At 66.6% G+C, this 22,094-nt stretch carries 11 protein-coding genes; 5 read left to right on the forward strand and 6 right to left on the reverse strand.

The annotated features are described in order from the left end of the window. Positions 1-27: 27 nt before the first annotated feature. From OHA84_RS27885 to OHA84_RS27905, 5 genes are all read right to left on the reverse strand, one after another. A complete protein-coding gene (locus tag OHA84_RS27885; RefSeq protein ID WP_266969257.1) occupies positions 28-1,194 on the reverse strand; it encodes an HNH endonuclease in 1,167 nt (388 codons plus the stop codon). Positions 1,195-1,208: 14 nt separating this feature from the next. Beyond that, positions 1,209-2,852 carry an AAA family ATPase gene (locus OHA84_RS27890; RefSeq protein WP_266969255.1) on the reverse strand — a complete coding sequence of 548 codons (1,644 nt, stop codon included), beginning with the start codon at positions 2,850-2,852 and terminating at the stop codon, positions 1,209-1,211. 11 nt (positions 2,853-2,863) lie between these two features. After that, positions 2,864-5,779 carry an N-6 DNA methylase gene (locus OHA84_RS27895; RefSeq protein WP_266969253.1) on the reverse strand — a complete coding sequence of 972 codons (2,916 nt, stop codon included), beginning with the start codon at positions 5,777-5,779 and terminating at the stop codon, positions 2,864-2,866. Continuing rightward, positions 5,776-8,670, reverse strand: a complete 2,895-nt coding sequence (locus tag OHA84_RS27900) for a type I restriction endonuclease subunit R (RefSeq protein ID WP_266969251.1) — start codon at positions 8,668-8,670, stop codon at positions 5,776-5,778. The genes OHA84_RS27895 and OHA84_RS27900 overlap by 4 nt, the downstream gene beginning before the upstream one ends. 339 nt (positions 8,671-9,009) lie before the next feature. Continuing rightward, on the reverse strand, positions 9,010-10,005 hold the full coding sequence (locus tag OHA84_RS27905) for a hypothetical protein (protein WP_266969249.1): 996 nt from the start codon (positions 10,003-10,005) through the stop codon (positions 9,010-9,012). A gap of 344 nt (positions 10,006-10,349) precedes the next feature. On the opposite strand from OHA84_RS27905, the gene OHA84_RS27910 reads away from it, so the two are divergent. After that, positions 10,350-11,435 (forward strand): hypothetical protein, encoded by a 1,086-nt coding sequence (locus OHA84_RS27910; protein WP_266969248.1) that lies wholly within the window; start codon positions 10,350-10,352, stop codon positions 11,433-11,435. An 84-nt stretch (positions 11,436-11,519) separates the two neighbouring features. On the opposite strand, the gene OHA84_RS27915 is transcribed toward OHA84_RS27910, so the two are convergent. Further along, positions 11,520-12,107 (reverse strand): very short patch repair endonuclease, encoded by a 588-nt coding sequence (locus tag OHA84_RS27915; protein WP_266969246.1) that lies wholly within the window; start codon positions 12,105-12,107, stop codon positions 11,520-11,522. 123 nt (positions 12,108-12,230) lie between these two features. Here OHA84_RS27915 and OHA84_RS27920 point away from each other — a divergent pair, with 123 nt between their 5' ends. From OHA84_RS27920 to OHA84_RS27935, 4 genes are all read left to right on the forward strand, one after another. After that, the gene (locus OHA84_RS27920) at positions 12,231-14,282 is read left to right on the forward strand and encodes a GNAT family N-acetyltransferase (protein WP_266969244.1); all 2,052 of its coding nucleotides are present in this window, start codon (positions 12,231-12,233) and stop codon (positions 14,280-14,282) included. Next, a complete protein-coding gene (locus OHA84_RS27925) occupies positions 14,279-14,758 on the forward strand; it encodes an ASCH domain-containing protein (protein WP_266969242.1) in 480 nt (159 codons plus the stop codon). The genes OHA84_RS27920 and OHA84_RS27925 overlap by 4 nt, the downstream gene beginning before the upstream one ends. A gap of 309 nt (positions 14,759-15,067) precedes the next feature. Continuing rightward, positions 15,068-21,349: a hypothetical protein gene (locus OHA84_RS27930; RefSeq protein WP_266969240.1), complete on the forward strand. Its 6,282-nt coding sequence runs from the start codon at positions 15,068-15,070 to the stop codon at positions 21,347-21,349. Continuing rightward, entirely contained in the window at positions 21,321-22,031 is a 711-nt protein-coding gene (locus OHA84_RS27935) for a hypothetical protein (protein ID WP_266969238.1), read from the forward strand. The genes OHA84_RS27930 and OHA84_RS27935 overlap by 29 nt, the downstream gene beginning before the upstream one ends. Positions 22,032-22,094: the final 63 nt, after the last annotated feature.

Below are 22,094 nucleotides of genomic sequence, written 5' to 3' on the forward strand. Positions count from 1 at the left end.
TCGCGGCCGAGGTGGGGCTGGTGCCCGTCAGCCTCTTTGGCTGATCAGGGTGTCGCGCAGGTCGGCGAGCGTCTGGGTCTTGCCGTCCACGGTCAGAGACCAGAAGGTCCACCCATCCACGGTGTCGTCGCCGGCTGCCATCCGTGCCGCGGACGTGGGCGTGTTCATGGGCTGCCGGAAACACATGATCCTTCCATCCTCCAGCAGGGTCGCCTTGGCAGGGCCCCGCTTCCCCCGGCCCGTTAGCGCGATCTCGCCCGCGGAGAACGCCGCAGGGGGCAGAGCAGCCACCAGGGTTCGCAGATCGACACGGTGGTCGTCCGCGGCGGCGGTCGGAGGCTCGGTTCCGCCGCTTGCACCTTCGGCGGCTCCGGCCTCCGCTTCTCCCGCAGGGGGCGCATCGTCTCCCGAGCGGTCGTGGGCGAGGAGCGCCAGGCGTTCGGCCGATGCGGCTGCCGCGCTCCACTCCGCAGTCGTCTGGGTCAGGCCGTCGATCTGCTTGCGGGCATACTGCGCCACGATGGCGTCGTCTCTGCGGATGAGGTATAGCTGGACGAGTTCGATCACGCTCCCGATCAAGGTGGACCTGCCCTCCGTGAGCAGGTCGGAGTTGAGCGCGAGCATGCGTATGGTCTCGTCCACCCGGCAGAGGTCTTGGGCGATCTCGTGGCCAGAGTAGGGCTGTTCGGGTCTGCGTCGGGCGAAGCCTTGTCTATCGAATCCCACGAGTTCGGCGTCCTCTGACGCCACGGGATCAAGCAGCACCGGCAGTTCGCGGTCCAGGCTCCCACCCTCCGGCGCGCGTTGCCCGAGCAGGGGGAATCGGGCTCCCTTGCCTAGTCCGGCGCTCTGATTACCGTAGCGGGCGCCGCCGCTGTTGCAATGGTGGCAGGAAAGACGGTAGTTGGCGGGGTCGTAGGCGAGCCACCAGTACCCGCGGTGCTTGGCTTCGCCGGCGACAGCGGACTTCGGCCGGTAGTGGTCGACGTGGTAAGGCGATCGAACGAAGCTGGTCTCGCAGTACCAGCATTTGTCCATGAGGGCGATCAGCCGTTCGCGGATCGCGTCCTCCCGCCACATCTCGCTGAAAAGAAACTTCTTGTCCGCGTCCACCGCGTCCTCGTGAAGCTTCTCGAGTTCCTTGGCGGCTCTGTCCGTCCACTGCTGCGGCGGGGTGAGCCTGGTGTTGTCCACGTGACGCACCAGGATCAAACTCCCCGGGTGAAGCGCTCATCGAAGAGGAAGCGTGCTGTCGTTTCGATTTCCTCGCTCATAGCGTCGCCAGAACGGGCTCGCTCGATGAGTTCCGTGCGTCGCCGGTGTAGTTCCGCCAGGAATGAGGAGAGCACCGGATCACGGTGCCTGGTGGCGAAGCCCAGTCCGTCGAGCCGGTCGGTCACCTCCTGAAGCTTCTGGCGGGCCGCGGGGTCATCCTCGGCTACGGGTATGAGGTGGTACTGGGTGTCAATCAGGTCCTGTGTGTGTTCGTCGAGTTGGCTCCGGAGGTGGAACAGGTCCGAGGTGAGTAGCCCTCCGGCCCCACGGCCGCGCGGGTTGGTGTCCGGGGTGAGCACCGTTGTCTGTCCGTCGGCGCCCGTACCGAGCACTCGGATCTGTTGCCGCAGCATGTTCGAGACGAGGAGGGGCTCGTGGGTGGCGGCGATGAACTGCGAGCGCTGCCCGTCGCCGAGCATCCTCTGGACCGACGAATACCAGCGCCTGCTCCACTCGGGGTGGAAGTGAGCGTCTGGTTCGTCGAGCAGGAAGAGCGACTCTTGGCCCCGCTGCAGCCGCAGCAGTCCGAGCACAGTGAGGATCTGCTGTTCTCCGGAGCTCAGTTGGTCCGCCCCGACGACGGAGCCGTCCGCCTTGCAGACGCGCACATCGACGGTCAGGTACCCGGCCATCTGGAGGGTCGACAGGAGCCCGAACATCGACAGGTCGCTGTCGAAGAGGTTGCGGAGGGCGAGCACGTCGTCGGCGCTGCTCATGGTGAGGGCGAACCCGTCGTCGGGGGTGCCCGCGCTGTACAGCGGGTCCGAGTCCGGCACCGGTCCGAAGCGTCCGGACGCCGCCGCCTCGGCGAACAGGGCGCGCGGCGGCCCGCCCAGGCCCCAGTACGGGAGGGCAGACAGCTCCTCCCCCACGGACGCGGGGGCGCGCAGGTGCAGCACGGCGGAGACCACCCCGTCTACCCGGGCCTGTTCCCTCAGATGGTCGCCGAAGACGTCCGCCCACTGGGTAGCCAGGGAGAGCAGGACCAACGGGAGCCAATCGGGCGTGCAAAGGAATCCCGGTGTGTACAGCGGGCACGCGATCGGCAGCTCCAGCTGTTCCGCCCACACCCCGTCCTCGTTCTCCGGCCGGTCCTGCCAGGCGAACCAGGACTCCGTCCACTGCTCGCGCCATGCGGCCAACTCCGCCTCGGCGAAGTGCACGTGCCGCTCGAACTCAGAGCCCCATGGGACCCTGCCGTGCACCTGGTACCCGAAGACGTGGTCGGGAAGGTGGCGGAGCCAGTCATGACGCGGTGTCACGTCGCGCGATCCGGCGGCGTCCGTCACCCACATGACCGGATCCGCCTCGGCGGACGGCTGTACGATCTCGACGGTCGTGTCGCGGAGCTGGTAGCGCACCTCGTATCCGAAGTCCGAACGGCCCGAATGGCCGAGGGCGCAGCGGTGGAGGGCCCCGAACAGCTCCGCGAGCGCGTGTAGGACCCGGGACTTCCCGCCACCGTTGGGGCCGATCAGTACGGCGATGGCCTGCCCCTTGTCGACGGCGTCCTCCAGGTCAAGGGTGAAGTTCCGCAGGCCGCTGTAGTCGGGCAGCCTCAGCTGGAGCAGCTCCATCAGATCCCCCCTCAGCCAGACCGGAATGTACGGGCGTCGCGCTGCGGCATGAGCTGCTCCGCGAGCGTGGCGAATCGTCGCCACGCGTCCTCCAGCCGCTCGGAGATCTGCTGGGCGATCAGGTGCGGCTCGGGGGTGTCACCCGGTTCCTCCTCGCGCAGGTCGGCGCCGAGGTCGAGGTTGACGCCGGGCCTGCCGAGGAGCGCGTCCGCGGAGTAGGGCTTGAAGTCCGGTGAGGCGACTCGGGTATCGGGCGCGTGCCCGGGCCGGTACGCGGCGACGAACGCATTTAGACCGGAGCTCGGGGAATCCGGGGCATCGTCGGCGGTCCCGCGCCCGGTCCGCAGGTCGTAGACCCAAAGGCGTCGGGTGGCCGGCGATCCGTCAGGGCGGGCCGCGGCCTTCTCGAAGAACAGGACGTTGAGCTTGACTCCCGAGGAGACTCCGGAGAACCCGACGGGTAGGCGGAGCAGGGTGTGCACGTCGCACTGCTTCAGCAACTGCCTACGTACTTGTTCTCCGGCACCCCCCGTGAAGAGGACGCCGTCCGGTACGACCACGGCAGCCCGGCCACCAATCTCCAGCAGAGTGTAGACGTGCTGGAGGAAGTTGAGCTGTTGGTGGCTGGTGGCCGCCCAGAAGTCCGGCCGGGCGATGGCGAGGTCCTCCTCCGTGCTGGGGAGGCCGGGGGCGCCGGTAGACGGGACCGCCGAGCGCCGCTGGCCCAGGGGCGGATCGGCGAGAACCAAGGTTGCCCGGCGGCGGCCTGGGCGCACGGCGAGGGAGTCCCGTACCTCTATGGCCGCCCGGTCTCCGTCGAGGCGCTCGACGCCGTGCAGCAACAGGTTCATGGTGGCGAGGCGCGCCGTCGCGTCCACCAGTTCCGTCCCCCGGATCGCGCCGTGGGACAGCCGCTCCCGCTGGGTGGGGGAGACACCCGGCGGAAGGTGCCGGGCGATGTGCTCGAAGGACCGCACCAGGAATCCGCCGGTGCCCGCCGCCGGGTCCAGGATCGTGTCCTCGACGGTTGGACGCGTGCACGAGACGATGGCGTCGACCAAAGCCCGGTGAGTGAAGTACTGGCCCCCGCCGCCGCGGTGGCGCTGACCGGACCGGGCGAGGAACGCGTCGAAGACCGGAGCGCGCCACTCCGGTCGTTCGTCCCACCACGAAAGCCCTGCCCCGACCTGCTGGATCAGGTTCTGGAGGTGCACCGGGCGGCGCAAGGTGTTGCGTGCGTTGTGGAAAATCCGGCCGATCACGCCGCCGCGCTCGCCCAGCTCCGCCAGAAGCGTGCCGTAGTGCCGGGTCAAGTCCGTGCCTTCGAGCAGCGCGAGCTCGTCCCAAGCATCGCGCCCCAGGACGTCGGCGCGGTTTAGGGGTCGGTTCCGCAACTCCTGCGCCACCTTGAGAAAGAGCAGATACGCCACCTGCTCGACGTACTCCAGGTCCGTGAGGCCGTCGTCGCTAAGCGGAGGGAAGGAGGACCAGAGCTGCTCGGCCTGGCGCTCGACCTCGGAAGGTCGGTCGACAGGACGTCGGGCGGGCGTCGTCGGCGGCACGGTCACTGCTCCCTCGGGTCTTTCGTCGTTCTCGCTGCTAGGCGCGGCACCGTGTGGCAGCCTTCCCGCGAGGGCCTGCTCCCGGCAGCCGTCGCGCAGCTGATCCGCCATCGCTAGGGCTTCCTCGGCCGAGGCCGTGACGGAGCTGAGTCCGCCGTCCCATGCCTCCAAGGAGGCGAGGAGCGCGCCCTGTTCGGCGAGGGGAGGAATGGGGATGGGGGTTCGCCGCAGCTGGTCGAGCCCCAGGGAGGCCAGGCCGATCGTGTGCCTTGCCGCCCCCCGCAGCCATCCTCGGCCAGCCCCGTTCGTGTACAGGGCGAGCAGCCGGGGGTGCAGGGTCTCCCCGGCCATGCGGACCCGTGCCACGTGGTGGTTCGGTACGTATGTGCGGTGCGGGGAGTCCTGCTCCCATACCCGGGCGAGGCCGATACCGTCGGGCCGCCCGCTCAGCACGAACAGGACGTCCCCGGGGCTCAGCCGGTTCGCCTCCGCAGCGTCGGCGTCCATCCGCACCGTCGGCATCCGCTTGTGTGCCCACCGCTCGCCCCGGAACTCGGCCGGGCGCAGGGAGCCCACCTCGACCCCATGCGGTTTGTCGGCGCGGCGGCTGTCCAAAATGGGCCCGCGCACCACGTCGGCCAGCTCGCCGAGGGGAATCCACCGCCATCCCGCCGGGACGGCAGGCAGGGGGCGGTGCGCGGAGGCGGTGGACGGCTCCGTGGCCGCGTGCGGCCCGGGGGTGGTGCGGCCGACGATGCCGTGGTCGATTACGAGGGTGCGTAGGTCCTTGATCCGCATCAGCGTGGCGCGGACGGCCGCTTCCTCCTCGTCGACGCGGGCCAGCCAAAGGGCGAGGGAGGTCTTGATCCGCTCCTGTTCGGCGAGTGGCGGCAGCGGCAGCCGCACCCGTGCCAGGTCCCGTGTCGCAATGTGGTGCAGGCCGGATCCCCGGCGGACGGACGACTCGATCTGGCGGCGTACGGCGCTGGACTCCCACGCCAGCACCAGGTACTCGGGGTCGATCAGCCGCTCGTCGACCCGCACCCGCACCATGGTGGCGGGGAACGTCATCGGCCCGGTGGCCTCCCGGACCCGGGCCGCCCGCCCGATCCGCGCGCCGGGCATGCCGTCGCGGCTCATCAGGATGTCACCCGGCTGGATCAGACGGTCGGCTGCTTCCGCCGCCGAGGCCCACATGCCTTCCTGGGACTCCGAGAGGTCGACTGTCGCCGACCGCAGCGCCGGCAGGCGGAGGACGGGCACACCTCCCGGGACAGCCGGACCTGACCGGCCAGCCGCCAACGGCTCGCGCAGCAGCCTGTCCAGCGGCACCTCCGTCCAGCTGGGCAGCAGTCCCGCGCTCATGCGAGCGCCCTGCTCAGCTCGTCCAGCAGGCGGACACCGCCCTGCTCGCCGAAGGCTCGCAGGAAGCCCGACGTGCCGCCCCGAAGGGTGAAGGGAACGTTGACCAACGACGTGCTGTCAAAGTGTCCGTCGGCCGCCATCCAGTCCGCGATGGTCTCCATCCACCAGAGCTGGTCGGGATCGAAGGACCGCCCCCGGCGCTCCTGGCGATCGATCCACGCGTCGAGTCGGTCGAAGACCTGGTCGCGGTAGGGACGCGGGCGCGGCTCCAGGCCCGCTTCGTACCGGACGAGGGCGAGGAGGTCCACCGGCCCCTTCGGCGTCCGCGGTCGGCGAGGATCCGACACGGTGACACCGGCGCGTTCGTAGGCGCTCCAGATCCGCTCAGCCGTCAGGCCGTGAGGCGGCTGAGCCAGGGTTTCGGCCCAGAAGCGAAGGCTCCGAACGTCCATCTCTGTCATGACCTTCGTGCCGGCGATCAGCTCAGGGTCTGGGCTGTTTCCCGTTCGGAGGAATGACTGCCAGCGCCCCATGATCTCGGTGTCGTGGATGGGTGCCGGTCCCGGCGCGTCGCACGCGACTTGCCTCCGAACCCGCTTCGGCGCCGTGGACAACCGAGCGGCATGGTGTCGAGAGACGTTGACCGGATCCACGACCACACACTGGGTTTTGGTCGACGCGCCGGGGGTGACTGCCCGCAGTTCCGCCAGCGCGACGGGGCGTGTCCCGACCGCGACCATCTGGAAGTAGCGATCCGCGGACTTGACGTCGCGCAGGAACAGCAGGCATTCGACGGGGGCGATGTCCGTCCCGGTAAGCAAACCCACCACGACGATGACCCGCAGTTCGACGGTGTTACGGAACTGCAAGAGCCGCAGGTACGGTGATCCGCCTTTGATCGTGACCTTCTGGCAGAATTCGGGTCTTTGCCCGAACACCTCGAGCACCGTGGCGACCACCTCGTCCGCATGCCGGTCGTCGGCCGCGTAGACGACGGTCTTGGGCAGCGCCACGTTCCCGGAGCCGGGACTCTCCCGTTCGGGGAACATCGACGGCAGCCCCTCCTTGAACGCCGTCAGCGCGGCATGGAGCGCTTGGCCGCTTAGGACGGAGCGACCCTGACCGAGGGGCCAATCCGCGTCTAGGCCGAACTCCTCAAGCGTTTCGGCCGCCCGCTTCGGTTGCGTGGGAAGGCCGTCAATGCGGTAGACGGCGACGTCCACGGCTCGGCCGTCTGCGACGGCGTCCTCGAAGGTGTAGGAGCTGACCAGGTTGTCCTGGAAGACCTCCAGCACTTGGTCGTTCGGGGTGGCCGTCAGGCCGAGCACCGGGGCATCGAAGTAGTCGAACAGCGCACGCCATCGGGTGGAGGCAGCCCGGTGACAGTCGTCGGCGATCACGAGGTCGAAGGACTCGGGGGGCAGCTCAAAGCGGTAGCGGACTCCAGACGCCGATTTCCCCCCGGACAGGGCGTTGTGGAGTCGCTGCACGGTGCTCACTACTACTCCGTGGGACGGCACGGCGTCCGGCCCCAGCCGCCCTACGCGGTACAGCTCGGTGAACTTCCGACCGTCGTCGCCAGGTCCGGAGTACGCCGCGAAGGTTGCTAGCGCTTGCATTTCGAGTTCTACCCGGTCGACCAGGAAGAGGATTCGGCGGGCGTGGGCGTAACGCAGCAGGCGGTGGGCCGCGGTGACGGCCGTGACCGCTCGGCCGCCCCCCACGGCGATCTGGACCATGGCCCGGCGCTCGCCCCGGCGCAGCGAGTTCTCGAATGCCCGCACTGCGTCGTACTGCACCGGCCGGAGGGAGTCCTGGGCATAGCCGTCATCGCCGAGGTCTGGAAGACGGTGGCGCACGCGGCCTTGGAACGTCCGCGCTTGGGGGTCGGTCACGGCCTCGCGCAGCCAGAGGGCCACTGTGTCCGGCTGGTGGAAGGTGAAGACCTCCCGCGGGCGCGGTTCGGGGTCGTCATCGTTCCGGAACAGGACCCGGACGCCGTCGGTGACGTACGCGTAGCGCATCCGCCGCTCCGCGGACCCCGTCAACGGGGCGCCGATCTCAGGGGTTCGGGCCATCGCCGCCCGCAGATCACCGCCGCGGGGCCGCACCTCGACGGTACCCACCGGCCGGCCGTCGACGCGGAGCACGTAGTCCGGTGACGCCGCCCCGTCCGGTTGATCCGTGCCCCGTACCGCGACTCCCCGTGCCGGTAGCTCGTGCGGCGCGTCCGAATCGTTCTGTACGGTCCATCCCGCCACTGCCAACAGGTCTGCGACGCGCCAGTCCGCCTCCAATAGTTCGGCCCGTGCTCTCAGGGATGTGCGGGTGGCCGTCTCGGCCGGCGTTCGCTGGTCGAAGCTTCGCCGCAGCACAGGGACGTACTCGTCGAGCAGAGCGACCAAAGTGGTCAGGCTGGTTACCGGTTCCCTCACGGTGACCTGCCGGTGAAGTGAGCCCGCCGGGGCGTCGTCCCATTCGGCGGGCGGGACGAAGGAGAGGGCGTCACGTACTCCGGTTCGGAGCCGGAAGTACCAGACGCCCAGGTCAAAGCAGTGCTGTACGAGCCGCATGGCACGGGCCCGGTCGGCCGGTCCGGCCTCGCTGCCGGGCGCAGGCTCGCTGGAGCGGCGCAGTTCAGTCAGTGCGCGGTGCACCGGACCGGCAGCGGGCTCCGGGCCGAGCAGACGGGCGGACTCCGTGGTCAGCACCGCCGCGAACTGCTGGGCTTGGGCGAGGGCCCGGTCCGGGTGGGCGTACGCGTCGGCTTCGGCGGCCGCGCCGTATATCAGCAGGAGGGGCTCCAGCGGCAGCAGGAAGCCGAAGTTCGCGGAAGCGGCAGCCAGCTCCGCGAGAGCGTCGTCGTCGGCTTCCTGGTGCACTCGACCCACGTTCCCTTCACTCCTCGTCAGCGTCACCGGCGACCTTGGCGCGGCGTCGATCAAGCACCCAAATCTAACGCCTCGGGTCCGGGCCCCGTGCCCTTCGGGTGAGGACCGCTAGCCAACGTATGTCAGGCGTACCTGACGCTGCGGATTGCCCTTGTCCGTCTCCGCGAACTCCGTCAGGCCAATCCCCGGCTATCCGGATTGCGGCGCGCACCAGCCCCGGTGCGCCGTGGTCATCGCTTCTGGGATGACCACGGCGGCTGGAGCGCCAGCGAGGCGAGCAGAGGTCGGCCGTGACTGGTCCGTCTCGCTGGCAGCCCGACATCCTTTACGGACGACCTATCAGGAGTCGTAGCGCTTGGTTACCACCATCGTCGTCCCCACGAGCGCCGTTTCCACCGGTGTCTTGGCCCACCGAGCAATCAGCAGCGGTTCCTCGTCCACCGACTTCAGCAGGTGTGTGATCGCGTCGGCGTCCGGTGCCGCCGGAAGAACGCAGCCGACCACGGGCCTACCCGTCACGCTGGTGTCTTCTCCGTATTCTTCGTCCGGATTGTCCGCTTCCCAACGCCCGATCTCGATCTCCCACAAACCGTCGACGTCACCGGGTTCCGGCGCGTGGACCGTCAAGTAGAAGCCGTCAGAGTCGTACGGCTCCGCAAAGAGCTCGCAGCTGGGGTCATCCAGTGAAGCCCACATGCCGCCACTCCTGGAGTGTGCTGTGACCAGCACCCGGAGGTTAGTGACGGCCTTCTCCCGATCCTCCGCGGTGAGCTGAGCCTCATGGCGGTCGAGCTGCGAGCGGGTCTCGTGGCTCAACGTGTTCGTCCCATCTTGATAGTTCACGAAGGGATGGGCGAACTCCCAGTGGCGCTCGATCTCTGGTCCGTCTCCCGAAGAAGTTCCCGAGAAATCATCGAGTGCCGCATACAATTCATGCTCTTCCGCCTCTAGTTCGGAACGGATAGCCCTGCTGACCGTATCGGGCACAGCCACCAAGGTGTTCTCCAGATCAGTCAGTGCTTGATGAAGCCGTAGGCAGACGTACTCGTACCACAGACTGTGGGCGCCGCTGAGGAGATCGGCTCGGGCAGCAGCGTCGGTCAGCGCCGCAAGATGCTTGCGCGGGTAGTAGTCCACACGCCGTGCCCGGAGGTCGTGGACACTGACAGGGACGGTAGCGAAGGCGGAGATCCGATTGAGAGCGTCGACGATCGGAGCGGCAAGGCAAGCATCGCCAAGACTCGTCACAGTCTTGGATGTGACGCCGTCCAGCCCCTGGTAGGTCGCCAGGATCTGAGTCTTCCCACGGTTGGCATGCTGGGAGTAGATGGTCAAGGGAACGCCTTTCGCCTGCCTGGCAGACGCCAGCCGAGACAGGATGGGTGCGTAGAAGCTTGGAGGGAGGTGGTGGCGAAGGCGCTTTCCGACGCTCCGTACCTCAAGATGACCGGTGGTGGCCCAGGTGCTGTCCCAGGCTCCATGCCTACCTGCAGGCTAGACAGGTGCCCTGTGCACCGCAAGCGGATTGCCCCCAACGGGGCTCCGTTCTAGGCGGGTTCTCCCCAATGCCCAGCCGTCGGCGTCGGATTCTCCCCCCGGGCTAGGTTCCGTCTGCCAGGCTCGGACACGTGACGTACGTAGTGACCGTAGACATCTGCATCTCGGAGGGAACTCCGGAGATGGACTTGCTGCAGCGTGCCGGAGCCGTCGCGCTGATCGAGCGTGGCTTCGCCTCGGTCGACGGCATCGACGGGCCGGACGGCATGGAGGTCGACCTCCTCGACGCGATCGTGGGCGTGTATCCGGGCGGGGCGCTGCTCAAGGTGTTCGTCGACGCCGAGGCGCTCGAATTCGCGGAGGACGCCGTCCGGGACGTCGTGAGCGAGGTGCTTCGACGCTCCGAGCTGCTCGCGGATTGGAAGGTCGAGCGGTGCGAAGTCGAACTGCACCCGGAGCTCGCCCAGGAGAGCCTTGCCGCCGCCGACGGCCCGGACGGCCCGCCGGACGACCCCGCGGCCCGCAAAGCACGTCATGCCGAGCCGCCCGTAGCAGCCGAAGGAGGCGAGCACGACGCGCAAGCGAAGGCCGCGGAAGTGCGCGCCTGGATGCTCGTGCTGGCGGACGAGCTGCGTTCCTTTCCACCAGTGATGTTCGGTGTGCAGGACGACCCCGGGGGGGAGGACGGCGACGACTACGGCTTCGCAGTCGCGCCCGAGGACGCCATGCTGGCTGCCGGCGCACTGATCTACGCCACCGATGTCTTGATCGACGAGTTGTTCGAGGACGTGCACACCCTGGAGCAGGAGGGCACCAACGTCGGCGAGTGCGACGGCCCGCTGTGGCACCTGGAGGACCTGCCGGAGAGGTACGTCCTCCGGTACGACACCCGCTTCGCCCGCCGCTTCCTGGTGACCGTGATCGCCATGACCACCCGCTTCACCAACGGAATTTTCGACCAGCTGAGTTGCGTCGCCGAGGAACTTGCCCTGAGGCTGCTCTTGAGCCAGACGACCGTCACCCTGGAGTTGTTCGGGTTGCTCGACGACGGCGTCTCGAACGCTCTAGAAGTGTTCGCCGACAACGTCTACGAGGACATGGACCACGAGTGGCTGTACGACGGTTCGATGGACGGGATCGATGAGGGCGCCGTGGGCTCGGCCCTCGGCATTGCACCCATGGCGTTCGGCGCCTGGTTCACACCGTTCAACCCCGGTAGGCACGTGCACCCATCGGCTACAGACGAACCGGACACGGCCGCAGTGTGATCCGCCCCGTTCCCTGATGCGACAGAAGCACGGCGGACGCGGGGGTGTTGTTCGGACCGATCGAAGTGGCCCCACCAGGTCACGTCACTTGGCCATGCCCTGGCCCCCCAGACGTAGGGCCCGGGGATGGTCACGGGTCGCCAGTGCCGCAGTCACCCTGCCAACGGCGTCGTCCACGCCTTCGTGCTCCCAGATGCGCAGCGGCAGCCAGCCCAGGTGTACGAGGTGGGCGTCGGTCTCCTCGTCGCGGCGGACATTGCCTTCGAGTTTTTGGCGCCACCATTCGGAGTTGTGCTTCGGAGCGTGCAGATGCTGCTGGCACGCGTGCCAGAAGCATCCTTGGACGAAGACTGCGGTTCGCCATCTGGTGAAGGTGACGTCAGCGCGGCGGCGCGGCATCCCGGGGATGGGCATGTTCACGCGGTAGCGGAAGCCCAAGGAATGAAGAGCACGTCGCAAGGCGAGTTCTGGAGCAGTGTCTCGGTTGCGTTGGGCCACCATCACCCTCCTGGCATTCGCGTCCCGCGGACTCGGCACGCCTCTGCGGCTGTCTTTGGTCTCCACTCCCGGACAACTAGTGGCTGCCGATTCGGTAACCGCCCCGCGGTCCGGCACGGTCTGCCCCGGCTGGATCTGTTCGACCGTCGCCACAGCATTCAGTGACGTGCCCATGAGGAGCAATTCGCGCCGACCTAGCCGGATCTGACCAAACGGTGGCCTGGTGTCCTCGTGGTTCGACACTATGCGGTGGGGGCGTGATCGGCTGGACACGCAGGGAAGTTGAGGGGGAACACGATGATCGAAGTTCTGCCGGTGACTGGAGAACAGCCGGACATGCTCGGCGCGGCCATCGCCCTGGGCAACAGGTACACCAAGAGGCTGGGGCTGCTCACGCCGCCCGCGTACCGGAAGTACGCCGACGATGGTGGGTTGCTGGTCGCGTTAGCAGGTGGCGAGCTCGTCGGCTACGCGCTCTTCGGGCTGCCCAAGCGCAGCCAGCACGTTCGTCTCGTGCACCTGTGTGTGGCGGAGGAGCGTCGGGGCAAGGGGATCGCGAGCCGCTTGATCGCAGAGCTCCGCCGTCGCCAAGGACATCGGCTCGGCATTCGGGCCAGGTGCCGGCGGGACTATGGGCTCAGTGCCACGTGGAGCGGTCTCGGCTTCGTTCCGAAGGGTGAGGGCCTGGGACGAGGGGGTGACAAGGAGACCCTCGATACCTGGTGGCTGGACCACGGCCACGAGGATTTGTTCGCCGAAGCGCAGAGCGACGCCCTGCTGGTCGTGACCGTCGACCACACCGTCTTCTCCGGACTTCGAGGCGCGGGCGCTGAGAACGCGGTCGAGGAGTCGCGGGCTCTTGAGGCCGGGTGGCTCGCAGACCTGGTCGAACTCGCCTACACGCCACAGCTCCTCCTCCACGTGCAGGCGGTCGAGGATCGGGAGCAGCGGAACCATCAGCGCGCCGGCCTGTCTAGGCTTCGTGTCCTGACGCCCGACGCCGCCGCAGTGGTCGCCCGCCAGCAGGAGCTGATCACGGCCGTGGGCAAGGAGCTGCCCGGTGTCGCGCTCGATGGCGACCTGCGCGCTCGCCTCCGGTACGTGGCCGAGACCTCCTGTGCCGGCCTGCAAGTGCTGGTGACTCGAGAGCCCGAGTTTGTGCGATTGGCCGACATCGCCTGGGCCGTTGCACGCGTCAAGGTGGTCTCTCCGGCAGCGGTGACGCTTCAGGTGGACGAACTCCGCCAAGCCCAGGTGTACCGACCGGCCGATCTCATGGGCACGGCCTTCTCCGCTACGGAAGTCGAGCACGGTGGTGAAGACGGGCTCGTCGCCTTCTTCGAGCGGGATGGCGACGGAGGGGTAGCGTTCGCGGAGCACCTGAAGGGTCTTTCCCAAGGTGGGGTGCTGTGGCGCAGGGAACTGCTCCGGGACGGCGAAGGACACCCTGTAGCCCTATACGTCTGGGCGTTGGACGGCCCTACCCTGACCGTTCCGATCCTTCGGACCGCGTCGCACTCGCTTGAGGAGACCATCGCCCGACAGTTGCTCTTCATGTTGAAGAGGATCGGCCGGGAGAGGGAGGCCCAAGTCGTACGGATCACCGATCCGTCCCTCTCCCGCGCGGCCATGGCTGCGGCGGGTGGCGACGGCTTCGTCGAGGACGAGAACGGCTTCACCGCGCTCCTCGTCGATGTGTGCGGGCCGGCGGAGGAAGTCTCAACGGCTGCGGGGCAGATCGCGGCTCGACTCGGTAGCGTGACGCCTCGTCTGGACGCCCACGTGTCACCGGAGATCGCGAGCGTCGCCGAGAGGGTCTGGTGGCCGGCGAAGCTCGTCGACACGGCTCTGCCGTCCTTCATCGCTCCCGTCAAGCCGCGCTGGTCCACGGAGCTCTTCAACGTCCCGGCGATGCTCGTGCCGCGCGACGACGTGCTCGGCATCAGCCGTGAGCACGTCTACTACAGGTCCCCGGGTCATCGCGGAGAGAGCGTTCCCGCCCGGATCCTCTGGTACGTCAGCGAGGGGATCGCCGGGCAACAGGGCAAGATGGTGATCGGTTGCTCGCGGCTCGACGAGGTGGTCATCGGCGATCCGGACGTCCTCTTCTCGCAATTCGAACACCTGGGCGTATATGGTCGTGCCGAAGTGCGTGGGACGGCCGGTGATTCGGGCAGGGTCATGGCGCTCCGGTTCTCGGACACGGAGCTGTTTCCCGTACAGGTGACGCATTCGCGATTGGCCGCGCTGGCGAAAGGGCTGGGGCTACGGTTGTCGCTGATGTCGCTGTCGAGGATCAGCGACGCGCTGTTCCAGGCCGTCTACGAAGAGGGGCACCGAAAGACGTGAGCGATCCGGAGCGCGCGATGCTGCTGTCCGTCCACCCGCGGTTCGCGACGGCGATCCTGGCCGGAACGAAGACGGTGGAAGTGCGCCGTCAGCGCGTTGCCGCTCCTCCCGGGACGCCCGTACTCCTGTACGCGACCGCGCCGACCATGGCCATCGTGGGCATGGCGAGGATCGTCTCGGTGCAGGTGGCCAGCCCGCGTGAGGTCTGGATCGCCAGCCGTACGAGCGCTGGCATCAGCCGTCGAGAGTACGACGACTACATGAGCGGTGCGACCCGGGCCAGTGGCCTCTCGCTGGAGGAGCCGGTTGCCTTCGAGGTGCCGGTTCCTCTGGCGGCTCTCAGGGCCTCCGGATCGTTCCACCCACCGCAGAGCTACAGATACTTGACCGGCGAGGACCTACAGAAGCTGGCTGCGGCGACCCCTTCCAGGAGTGAAGCCCTACAAGAGGCCCTTGGCGAGCTGGTGCCTGCGTAGGTCGCTGTGTAGCGGCGACGTCACTGCACTGGGTGGCTGCCGCTGGAATGGCAGGAGCCTGTCACTGTGTTTTTGGGTCTGCTGGCGTCGCCCATGCCGAGGCCGAACGCACGGTCTGGCGGGATGGGGTCCGGAGTATCCGCCCAGGCCTGTATCGCCTGCCGGAGCCGAAGGCAGGCGACGTTGATGGACGCGTTGCCCGACTCCGGGAGGGGTGGGTAGTGTGTGTGCGATTAACCGTCTTGGTCTGCCGTGATGCGAGGAAACCCTTGCCCCGTTCCGTCGTTGTGAGGGATGCCGGGAGCGGGCATGCCTGACACCGATCTTCTGCGTGCCAGCCGGGACGGTGATCAGTTCCATTACCACTGGGCTGCTCGTCAGGCACTGAAACTGCTGCATCCCGACGCCGATCTGACCGCGATCGCTGTCGAAGGTGTGTCGCCTGACGACACACGCGGCGAGGCCGGCGAGGACGTAATCGACATCGCCGAGTACTACGGTGCGACCGGCCTTCACGAGGCCAAGCGTGTGGTGTACCGGCAGTTGAAGCACTCGACTGTCCGGGCCACGGAGGAATGGTCTGTCTCGGGTCTCTCGAAGACCGTCAAGGGGTTCGCGGAGAAGTTCAGGCAAATCTGCCAGGAGTCGCCGGGGCTTGAAGAGAAGGTGACCTTCGAGTTCCTTTCCAATCGGCCGGTCCGTGAGTCGGTGCTTCGAGCGATAGAAATCTTGGCAGTCGGCGGAGAGGCCGGTGATTACGCGCACGATGTCAGGTACCTGAGGCAGTACGCGAACTTTCCTGGTGACGCAGCCGGTGAGGCCGCGTTTTTCAGCTGCCTGGAGGTAGACGCCACGGCTCCGGGCCTGTTGCGGCTTGAAGGGCTTTTCCGGCTGGACTTGACTGGGCTGCTTCCGGGTGCTCCCGATGTGCAACCCCTTCTGCTGAAAGAGATGATCACCAGAAGGGCGACCTCGCTTGAAGCGAACCACGTCGTCGAACGCTCCACCGTGCTTGCCGCTCTCGGAGTCCCACCGGAGCACGTGCTTCCTGCTCCCAACCTCATCGACGAGCCTGGGCACGTCATCGTAACTGAGCAGATGCGCACGATCGCCAGCGAAATCGTGGGACTCGCCGGGCGGCCCGTCGTTGTTCACGCGGCGGGTGGTGTAGGCAAATCGGTGCTCACGACACAGATCGAACGGAACCTGCCTTCCGGCTCTGTCGCTCTCGTCTACGACTGCTTTGGAAACGGTGGCTACCGGCGTTCCAGTTCGCCGCGCCATCAACATCGTCAAGGCCTGGTGCAGTTGGCGAACGAACTTGCTGCACATGCCCTTTGCGACCCACTGATCCCGATCGGCACAGCTCAGCCGACCGACTATGCGAAGGCGTTCATGGCCAGGGTCCGGGGCGCTGCGGCGGCTGTCACAGCCTCCGCTCCAGGGGCGCTCCTGGTTCTTGTCGTGGACGCGGCCGACAATGCGGCGCTCATCGCGAAAGACGGCGGGGAGCGGACCTTCGTCACGGGTGTGCTGCGGGAGGACCTGCCGGGAAATGTGCGGCTCGTGATGCTGTGCCGCACCGAACGCATCCAACTGCTGGAACCGCCGCCCAGCGTCCACAGAATCGAGCTTGAAGGGTTCAGCGTCGCCGAGTCCAGGCAGCACCTAGAGTCGGTGTTCGGTTCGGTCACGGAGGCGCAGGCGGCCGAATTCCATCGGCGCACCGGCGGCAACCCCCGGATTCAGGCCCTCGTTCTGGGCGCGGCCTCGGACCTTGAATCCTGTCTGGTCTCTCTCGGTGAGGCGAGGCATCCCGAAGGCTCCCTGTTCGACGAACTCCTCCAGGGCCTGGTGGACCAGTGCAAGGACGCCAACCACCTCGGTGCGGAGATCGACCGTCTGTGCGAGGCCCTGGCCGCACTCAGACCCAGGATGCCCATCAAAGTCCTGACCGAACTATGCGGAGTGTCGGCCGCCCTCGTGCACAGCTTTGCGGCCGACCTCGGACACCCGCTGCTCGTCGATGGTGACACCCTGCAATTCCGTGACGAACCGACCGAGACCTGGTTCCGGACGAAGTACCGTCCAACCGGTGAGTCCCTGATCAACTTCATCAACCGACTGACCCCGCTCGCCGCCGCCGAACCGTACGTGGCTGCCAGCTTGCCTCAACTGCTCTGGGAGGCTGGTCAGGTCGACACCCTTGTTGAACTGGCAATGACCGACGGTGCCCTCCCCGAGGGCAACGACCTGGAACAACGGGAGATCGCCCAGCAGCGGGCCCAGTTCGCTCTCAAAGCCACGCTGCGCGTGGGAAAGGAATGGGAAGCCACCCGGCTGGCCGTCAAGGCTGGCAGTTTGGCCGCCGGTCACTCTCGCCGACTTCACCTGCTGCGGTCCAACACCGATCTGGCGGGCCAGTTCCTGGACGCCATCACAATCGAGGACGTTGTCGCGAACCGCAGTCTTGCGGGTGGCTGGCCTGGCTCCAATCTTCACTGCGAGGGTGCTCTTCTCTCCTTTGCTGCAGGCCAGACCGACTTCGCCCGCAGTCGGCTGCGCAGTGCGTCGGAGTGGCTCAGGGCGTGGGTTCAGCAGCCTGACGAGAACCCGAACCGGCACAGCGTCACCGCCACGGATATCGCCGAAGTCGCTTTCGGATTCCTCAACACCGACGGCGTGGAGGCATGCGTCAGCCACCTTGCTCGGTGGCGCCCCAAGTGGGTTGGCTTCGAGGCCGGCGTGATCATTGCCACCCGGCTTGCCGACTCGGGCCGTACCGAAGAACTTGAGAGTCTCGGCCACGCGGCGGTGTCCTTGAAGTACCTCCAACTCGCGGTAGCCTATGCCGCCTGGCAGGCCAACTTCGTCTGCCAGGAACCCCTTGCGCGGCGCTTGGTGAGAATGCTGAAGCGCCAGCGTAGGCCGATCTCTGTTCGCCAGAATTCGGGATTCTCGGAAGAGAACAAGGAGCTTCCGGCGGTCGGTTGGATCATCGCGATGGGCCTGCGCCACGGACTGCTCCCGAACAGTGAAGCCGAACGGATCCTGTGTCTGAACCTCCCCGGCGACTTGGGCAGGGGTGCCGGAAGCCGCTGGAGCCGGGGCACCGACACGATCGCGCTGCTGTGCGGCTTCGCGTTGCTGTCGAAGATCCGGAGACAGTCCTTCGACGTGGACGAGTTTGTCGGCGAAGACGTCCGAGAAGCGCGAAAGAAGCCTCACACGTACTCAACTACCGTGAAGGATCACGAGCAGAGCGTCGCGCCCCTCGGTGTCTGGGCGAGCCTGTGGATCGACTGTCTCGTCGGGACCGCCAGCGTCACGGACAGTCCCTTCCGGGAACTCGTGCCTCCCACCCCGTCCCACCGGGGGCATGAGGAGCTACCTCACTTCTTGCACAGGGGCATTGCCCGGCTCGGTGTCCGGATTCTCGCCTTCGGCTCCTCCGCGGCGTCGCGCCAGAACCTGCTCGACTGGTACCGGGGTGCGCAGCGGCACCTTCCGGACGATGTCCTCATCGACGTAATCCGAGCAGCTGCTCCTGTCGACGAGCTGCAGCATGTCGCCGTCGAACTCGCCGAATCCGTGGCCGCGTCGCTCGACGTGGTTCAGGAGAGTGCTGAGTACAAGGCGGAGCAGATGGTGAAACTCGCTCGAGCCGTCCAGCGATTCGACAGAAGCGAAGCTCACGCCTACTTCACCCAGGCAATCGACCTGACCGACCGTGTGGGTGACGATGTACACGCGTTGTGGCGAGCCTTCCTTGCTGTCGCCCGTCGAGCATCCGACGGCAACCATGGTGATGACCGCCGGGCGTATCGCGTCGCACAACTCGCCGAAAGCCTGGAACCCTACCTCGGGGACGCGATGGACCACTCCGTGGTGCTGGCCGCCATGGGCGGCTTGAGCGCCACGACTGCGATGACCGTCGCCTCCCGCTGGCGTGACCGCCGCTTCTGTTCCGAGGGCGCGTTCATCCAGGCGCTGCTCGAAGAGGAGGTCCGCTCCCTCGCCCCGTCCGCCGTCACTGCTTTGGCGTTGGTGCCCTTCGGCGAGCACCGCGTCGATTATCTTGGCCTCGTTGAGCGAGCGCTGCGTCAGATTCCCAGCGACGGCAAGCACATCGCAAAGACGTTGGGGCAGTTCCTGCGGGCACGACGCTTCAGCCGTGCCTCCTTCGAACGTCTCGACCAGACCGCCGGCGAACTGGACATCGACCTCTCAGGAACGCCGCTGGCCCCTGGCGTACGTCACATTGCTTTCCCGACGTCGCGCGAGCGCAACTCGGGACGGTGGACCCCGAATGAAGATCAGGACGATGTGCGGTTGGCACGTGCACGGCAGGTCAAGGACGCCCTCGCGGCGTGTGACCTCTCCACCGCCGAAGGCTGGGAGCAGGCCCGCCAACTGGTGCGCGCATCAGGCCATCTGCTTCAAATGGACCAGGTCATAGACCAAGCGGTTGCGGCGCCGCTGCGTGAACTCGACGACATGCTCGCCGCGTTCCAAGCCAACCCCAACCTCAACACATTCGACTACGCCCGAATGGTTCAGAGACTCGCCGAGCTGTCGCTGCTGCCACGGGCGGCACGCCGGCAACTGAGGCATCTCGCGGACACGGCTGCGGCGCGGTTCAGCCGGGAGCTGACCACCAAGGTCTACGACCCCATCGACCTGTCAGAACTCGCCAGGTTGGCTGGCGAACCTGATGCGGATCTGCTCGCGACGGCCCTTCGAGAACTCGGTTCACAGTCCGCCGTGCTTCCCCCCGAGGACTGCTATCACCTGGCAGCCCGAATCGCCCCGCGGCTTACTGGCGAGCAGGCGCAGATCGTCCTCGACGACTTCGGCATCATGCTGGCTGACCTCTCACCCGAGGACTCGGGCGACGGTGGCTTCGCCGACCTTCCCGCTGGACCGACCAGCACTGCGGAGTGCCTCGCAGGCTATCTGTGGGGCGTTCTCGGCGACCCTGAGCACGACACCAGGTGGCGAGCCGCACACTGCGTCCGGCTTCTCGTCGAACTCGACTGCCAAGAAGAACTGGACGCCCTCCTAGGCTTCGCGCTAGGTACGCTCGATGTGACCCCGTTTCACGATGCCCGTCTGCCCTTCTACGATCGGCACGCTCGCCAGTGGCTGCTCCTCGCTCTCGCACGAGCCGCTCAGGACCCCACCACGCATCGGACAGTCGCAGAGTTCGAGCCCTTGTTGCGGAAAGTGATTTTCGATGACGGACCGCATGTAGTGATGCAGGAGAGCGCGAAAACGATCTGTCTGGCCCTCGCCTTGTCTGGCCGCGGGATCCTGAGCGCGAAGGAACTCGCTATCGCGCGAGGGATCAACGTCCCGACAGAAATCCTAACTGAGTCGTGGGAGGAACGCGGGGCGAGAAGGAGAAACGCTGCGGAGGAGGAGGTCCGCGAATCCGAACCAAGCGGCTTCCATTTTTTCTGGGACTTCAAGGACGACTGGTGCAAGCCCCTCGGTGGAGCCTTTGGTATTTCCGAGGAGGCCGTCCTACGTCTCGCCGGTCACACGATCACGGACACCTGGCGGCTTCCCTACCGCGGCACCCGCGAGGACGACCCGCGCCACGCCCTCAGGTTGTATCGAGAAGGGAGCACCTTCGCTTACCGTACGACTCGGCCGGATGCCGACGACCTGGACTTCTATCTCTCGACTCATGCCTTGTGGACTGTGGCTGGGGAGTTGCTCAAGGTTCGTCCCGTGTGCCGGGACAGCGATGCGGACCTGGACGAGTTCACCGACTGGCTTCGGGATTTTCGTGTCACCCGGGACGATGGCAGATGGCTTGCCGACCGACGGGACCCCCCACCGCAGAGTGACTTGATAGGAGGGGATCGTCTGGATGCCGGCTGGGTTTGGCGGTTGAACAGCGGGCACTTCAGCGAGCGTCTCCTTTCGGATGACGGGTGGGTCAGGGCCTGGGAAAGCTCCGATGAGTCAGGCCATGAGGCTGCGCAGAAGGTCCTGATCCGTAGTGCCCTTGTCACTCCTGCGAAGGCTAGGGCGCTGGTACTCGCCCTGCAGACGGCCCCTTCGTACATGGGCTACCGCCTTCCCGACGCCACTGACAGCGACTACCAGCTCGATGTCCAGGGATTTCATCTGGCCGGTTGGGTCCTTGATCCTGACGGACATGAGGGGCTAGACCGTAAAGATCCACTGGCCGCAGGAATCAAGTACCCGCCCTATATGCCCTCTGAAGAAGTAGTCGATCTGCTCGGACTGGAACCGGACGCAGATATGCGCGAATGGAATCTGGCTGGTGGCGCCGCTCTTCGCAGTACTTGCTGGGACGATATGTCGGCGACCAGTTCTGACCGCTCGACTGGAACTCAGGGGCAGCGGCTGGAAATTCGACGTGACGCCCTTCAGGGACTGCTGGGTCTGGCCGGTCGTAGCCTGATCGTCGAAGTGACGATCGACCGCACTCACAAAGAGCATGAGCAGAGCTACACGATGAGGCCCCACCAAGATGATGACGAATCCCTCCCCCCGCTCGAACGGTCCTACAAGATTTACCTCTTCGATGACTCCGGAGGATGCGAGCAGCTTTGAGCGGACCCTCGAACTTGGCAAGGAAATCGCCGACAATCTCTCCCAGGGGGATGTCCTGGGCCGCTGGATGGCCCATCACATCGGTGACTTGATCATCCAGGCGGAGAACGCCGTGGGGGCAGAGGCGGACGGCGTACGTTGCGAGACTGCGAATGCCATCCTCGCGCTGTGGAACCATAGGACGGCATTGTCGTCCTCGGCTCAACCGCTGGGCGCGTTCGAGCCCGTGTTCAGAGCATTGGAGCGACTGAGCGAGCCCCAAGATCCCTGGAGCTTCTACCGGATGTTCCCGCCTGGGTATGAACCCAGAGAGAGCGACATGGTAGGAGCACCACTGCTTCGGGTCGCGCTGAGCCTCGAGGAGACCGTCCGCGGCGTAGCGGGTGAGATTGTCGCGCTTGCTGCCCAGGAGGCTGCCGACAAGGAGGCCAAGTGGCTGAAGCTCTCGGAGCATCTCGAAGCGGACGAGGAACGAGCGGCGCGGGACGCCCTCGTTCAGCTGGCACGCACCCTCTCGACGTACACCGATGGTGATGATGGCGATCCGACTGCAGGCGTAGGGCTTCCGAGGCTGATCGCTGCTCTGCAACGCGCCGAGTCACAGCTCGCAGACGCTCGGCGGGCTCTCGAAGACGGTTTGCCCGCGATGCCGTTGGAAAGTGAATCCGACGGGCCGGCGTGAGGGAGGAAGACAGTCACTGTCGCTCGCACGGCGGGGCATCTTGCACACATGAAGGGCGACGGT

This window comes from Streptomyces sp. NBC_00513, from assembly GCF_041431415.1.
In the GTDB taxonomy this organism is placed as follows: Bacteria; Actinomycetota; Actinomycetes; order Streptomycetales; family Streptomycetaceae; genus Streptomyces.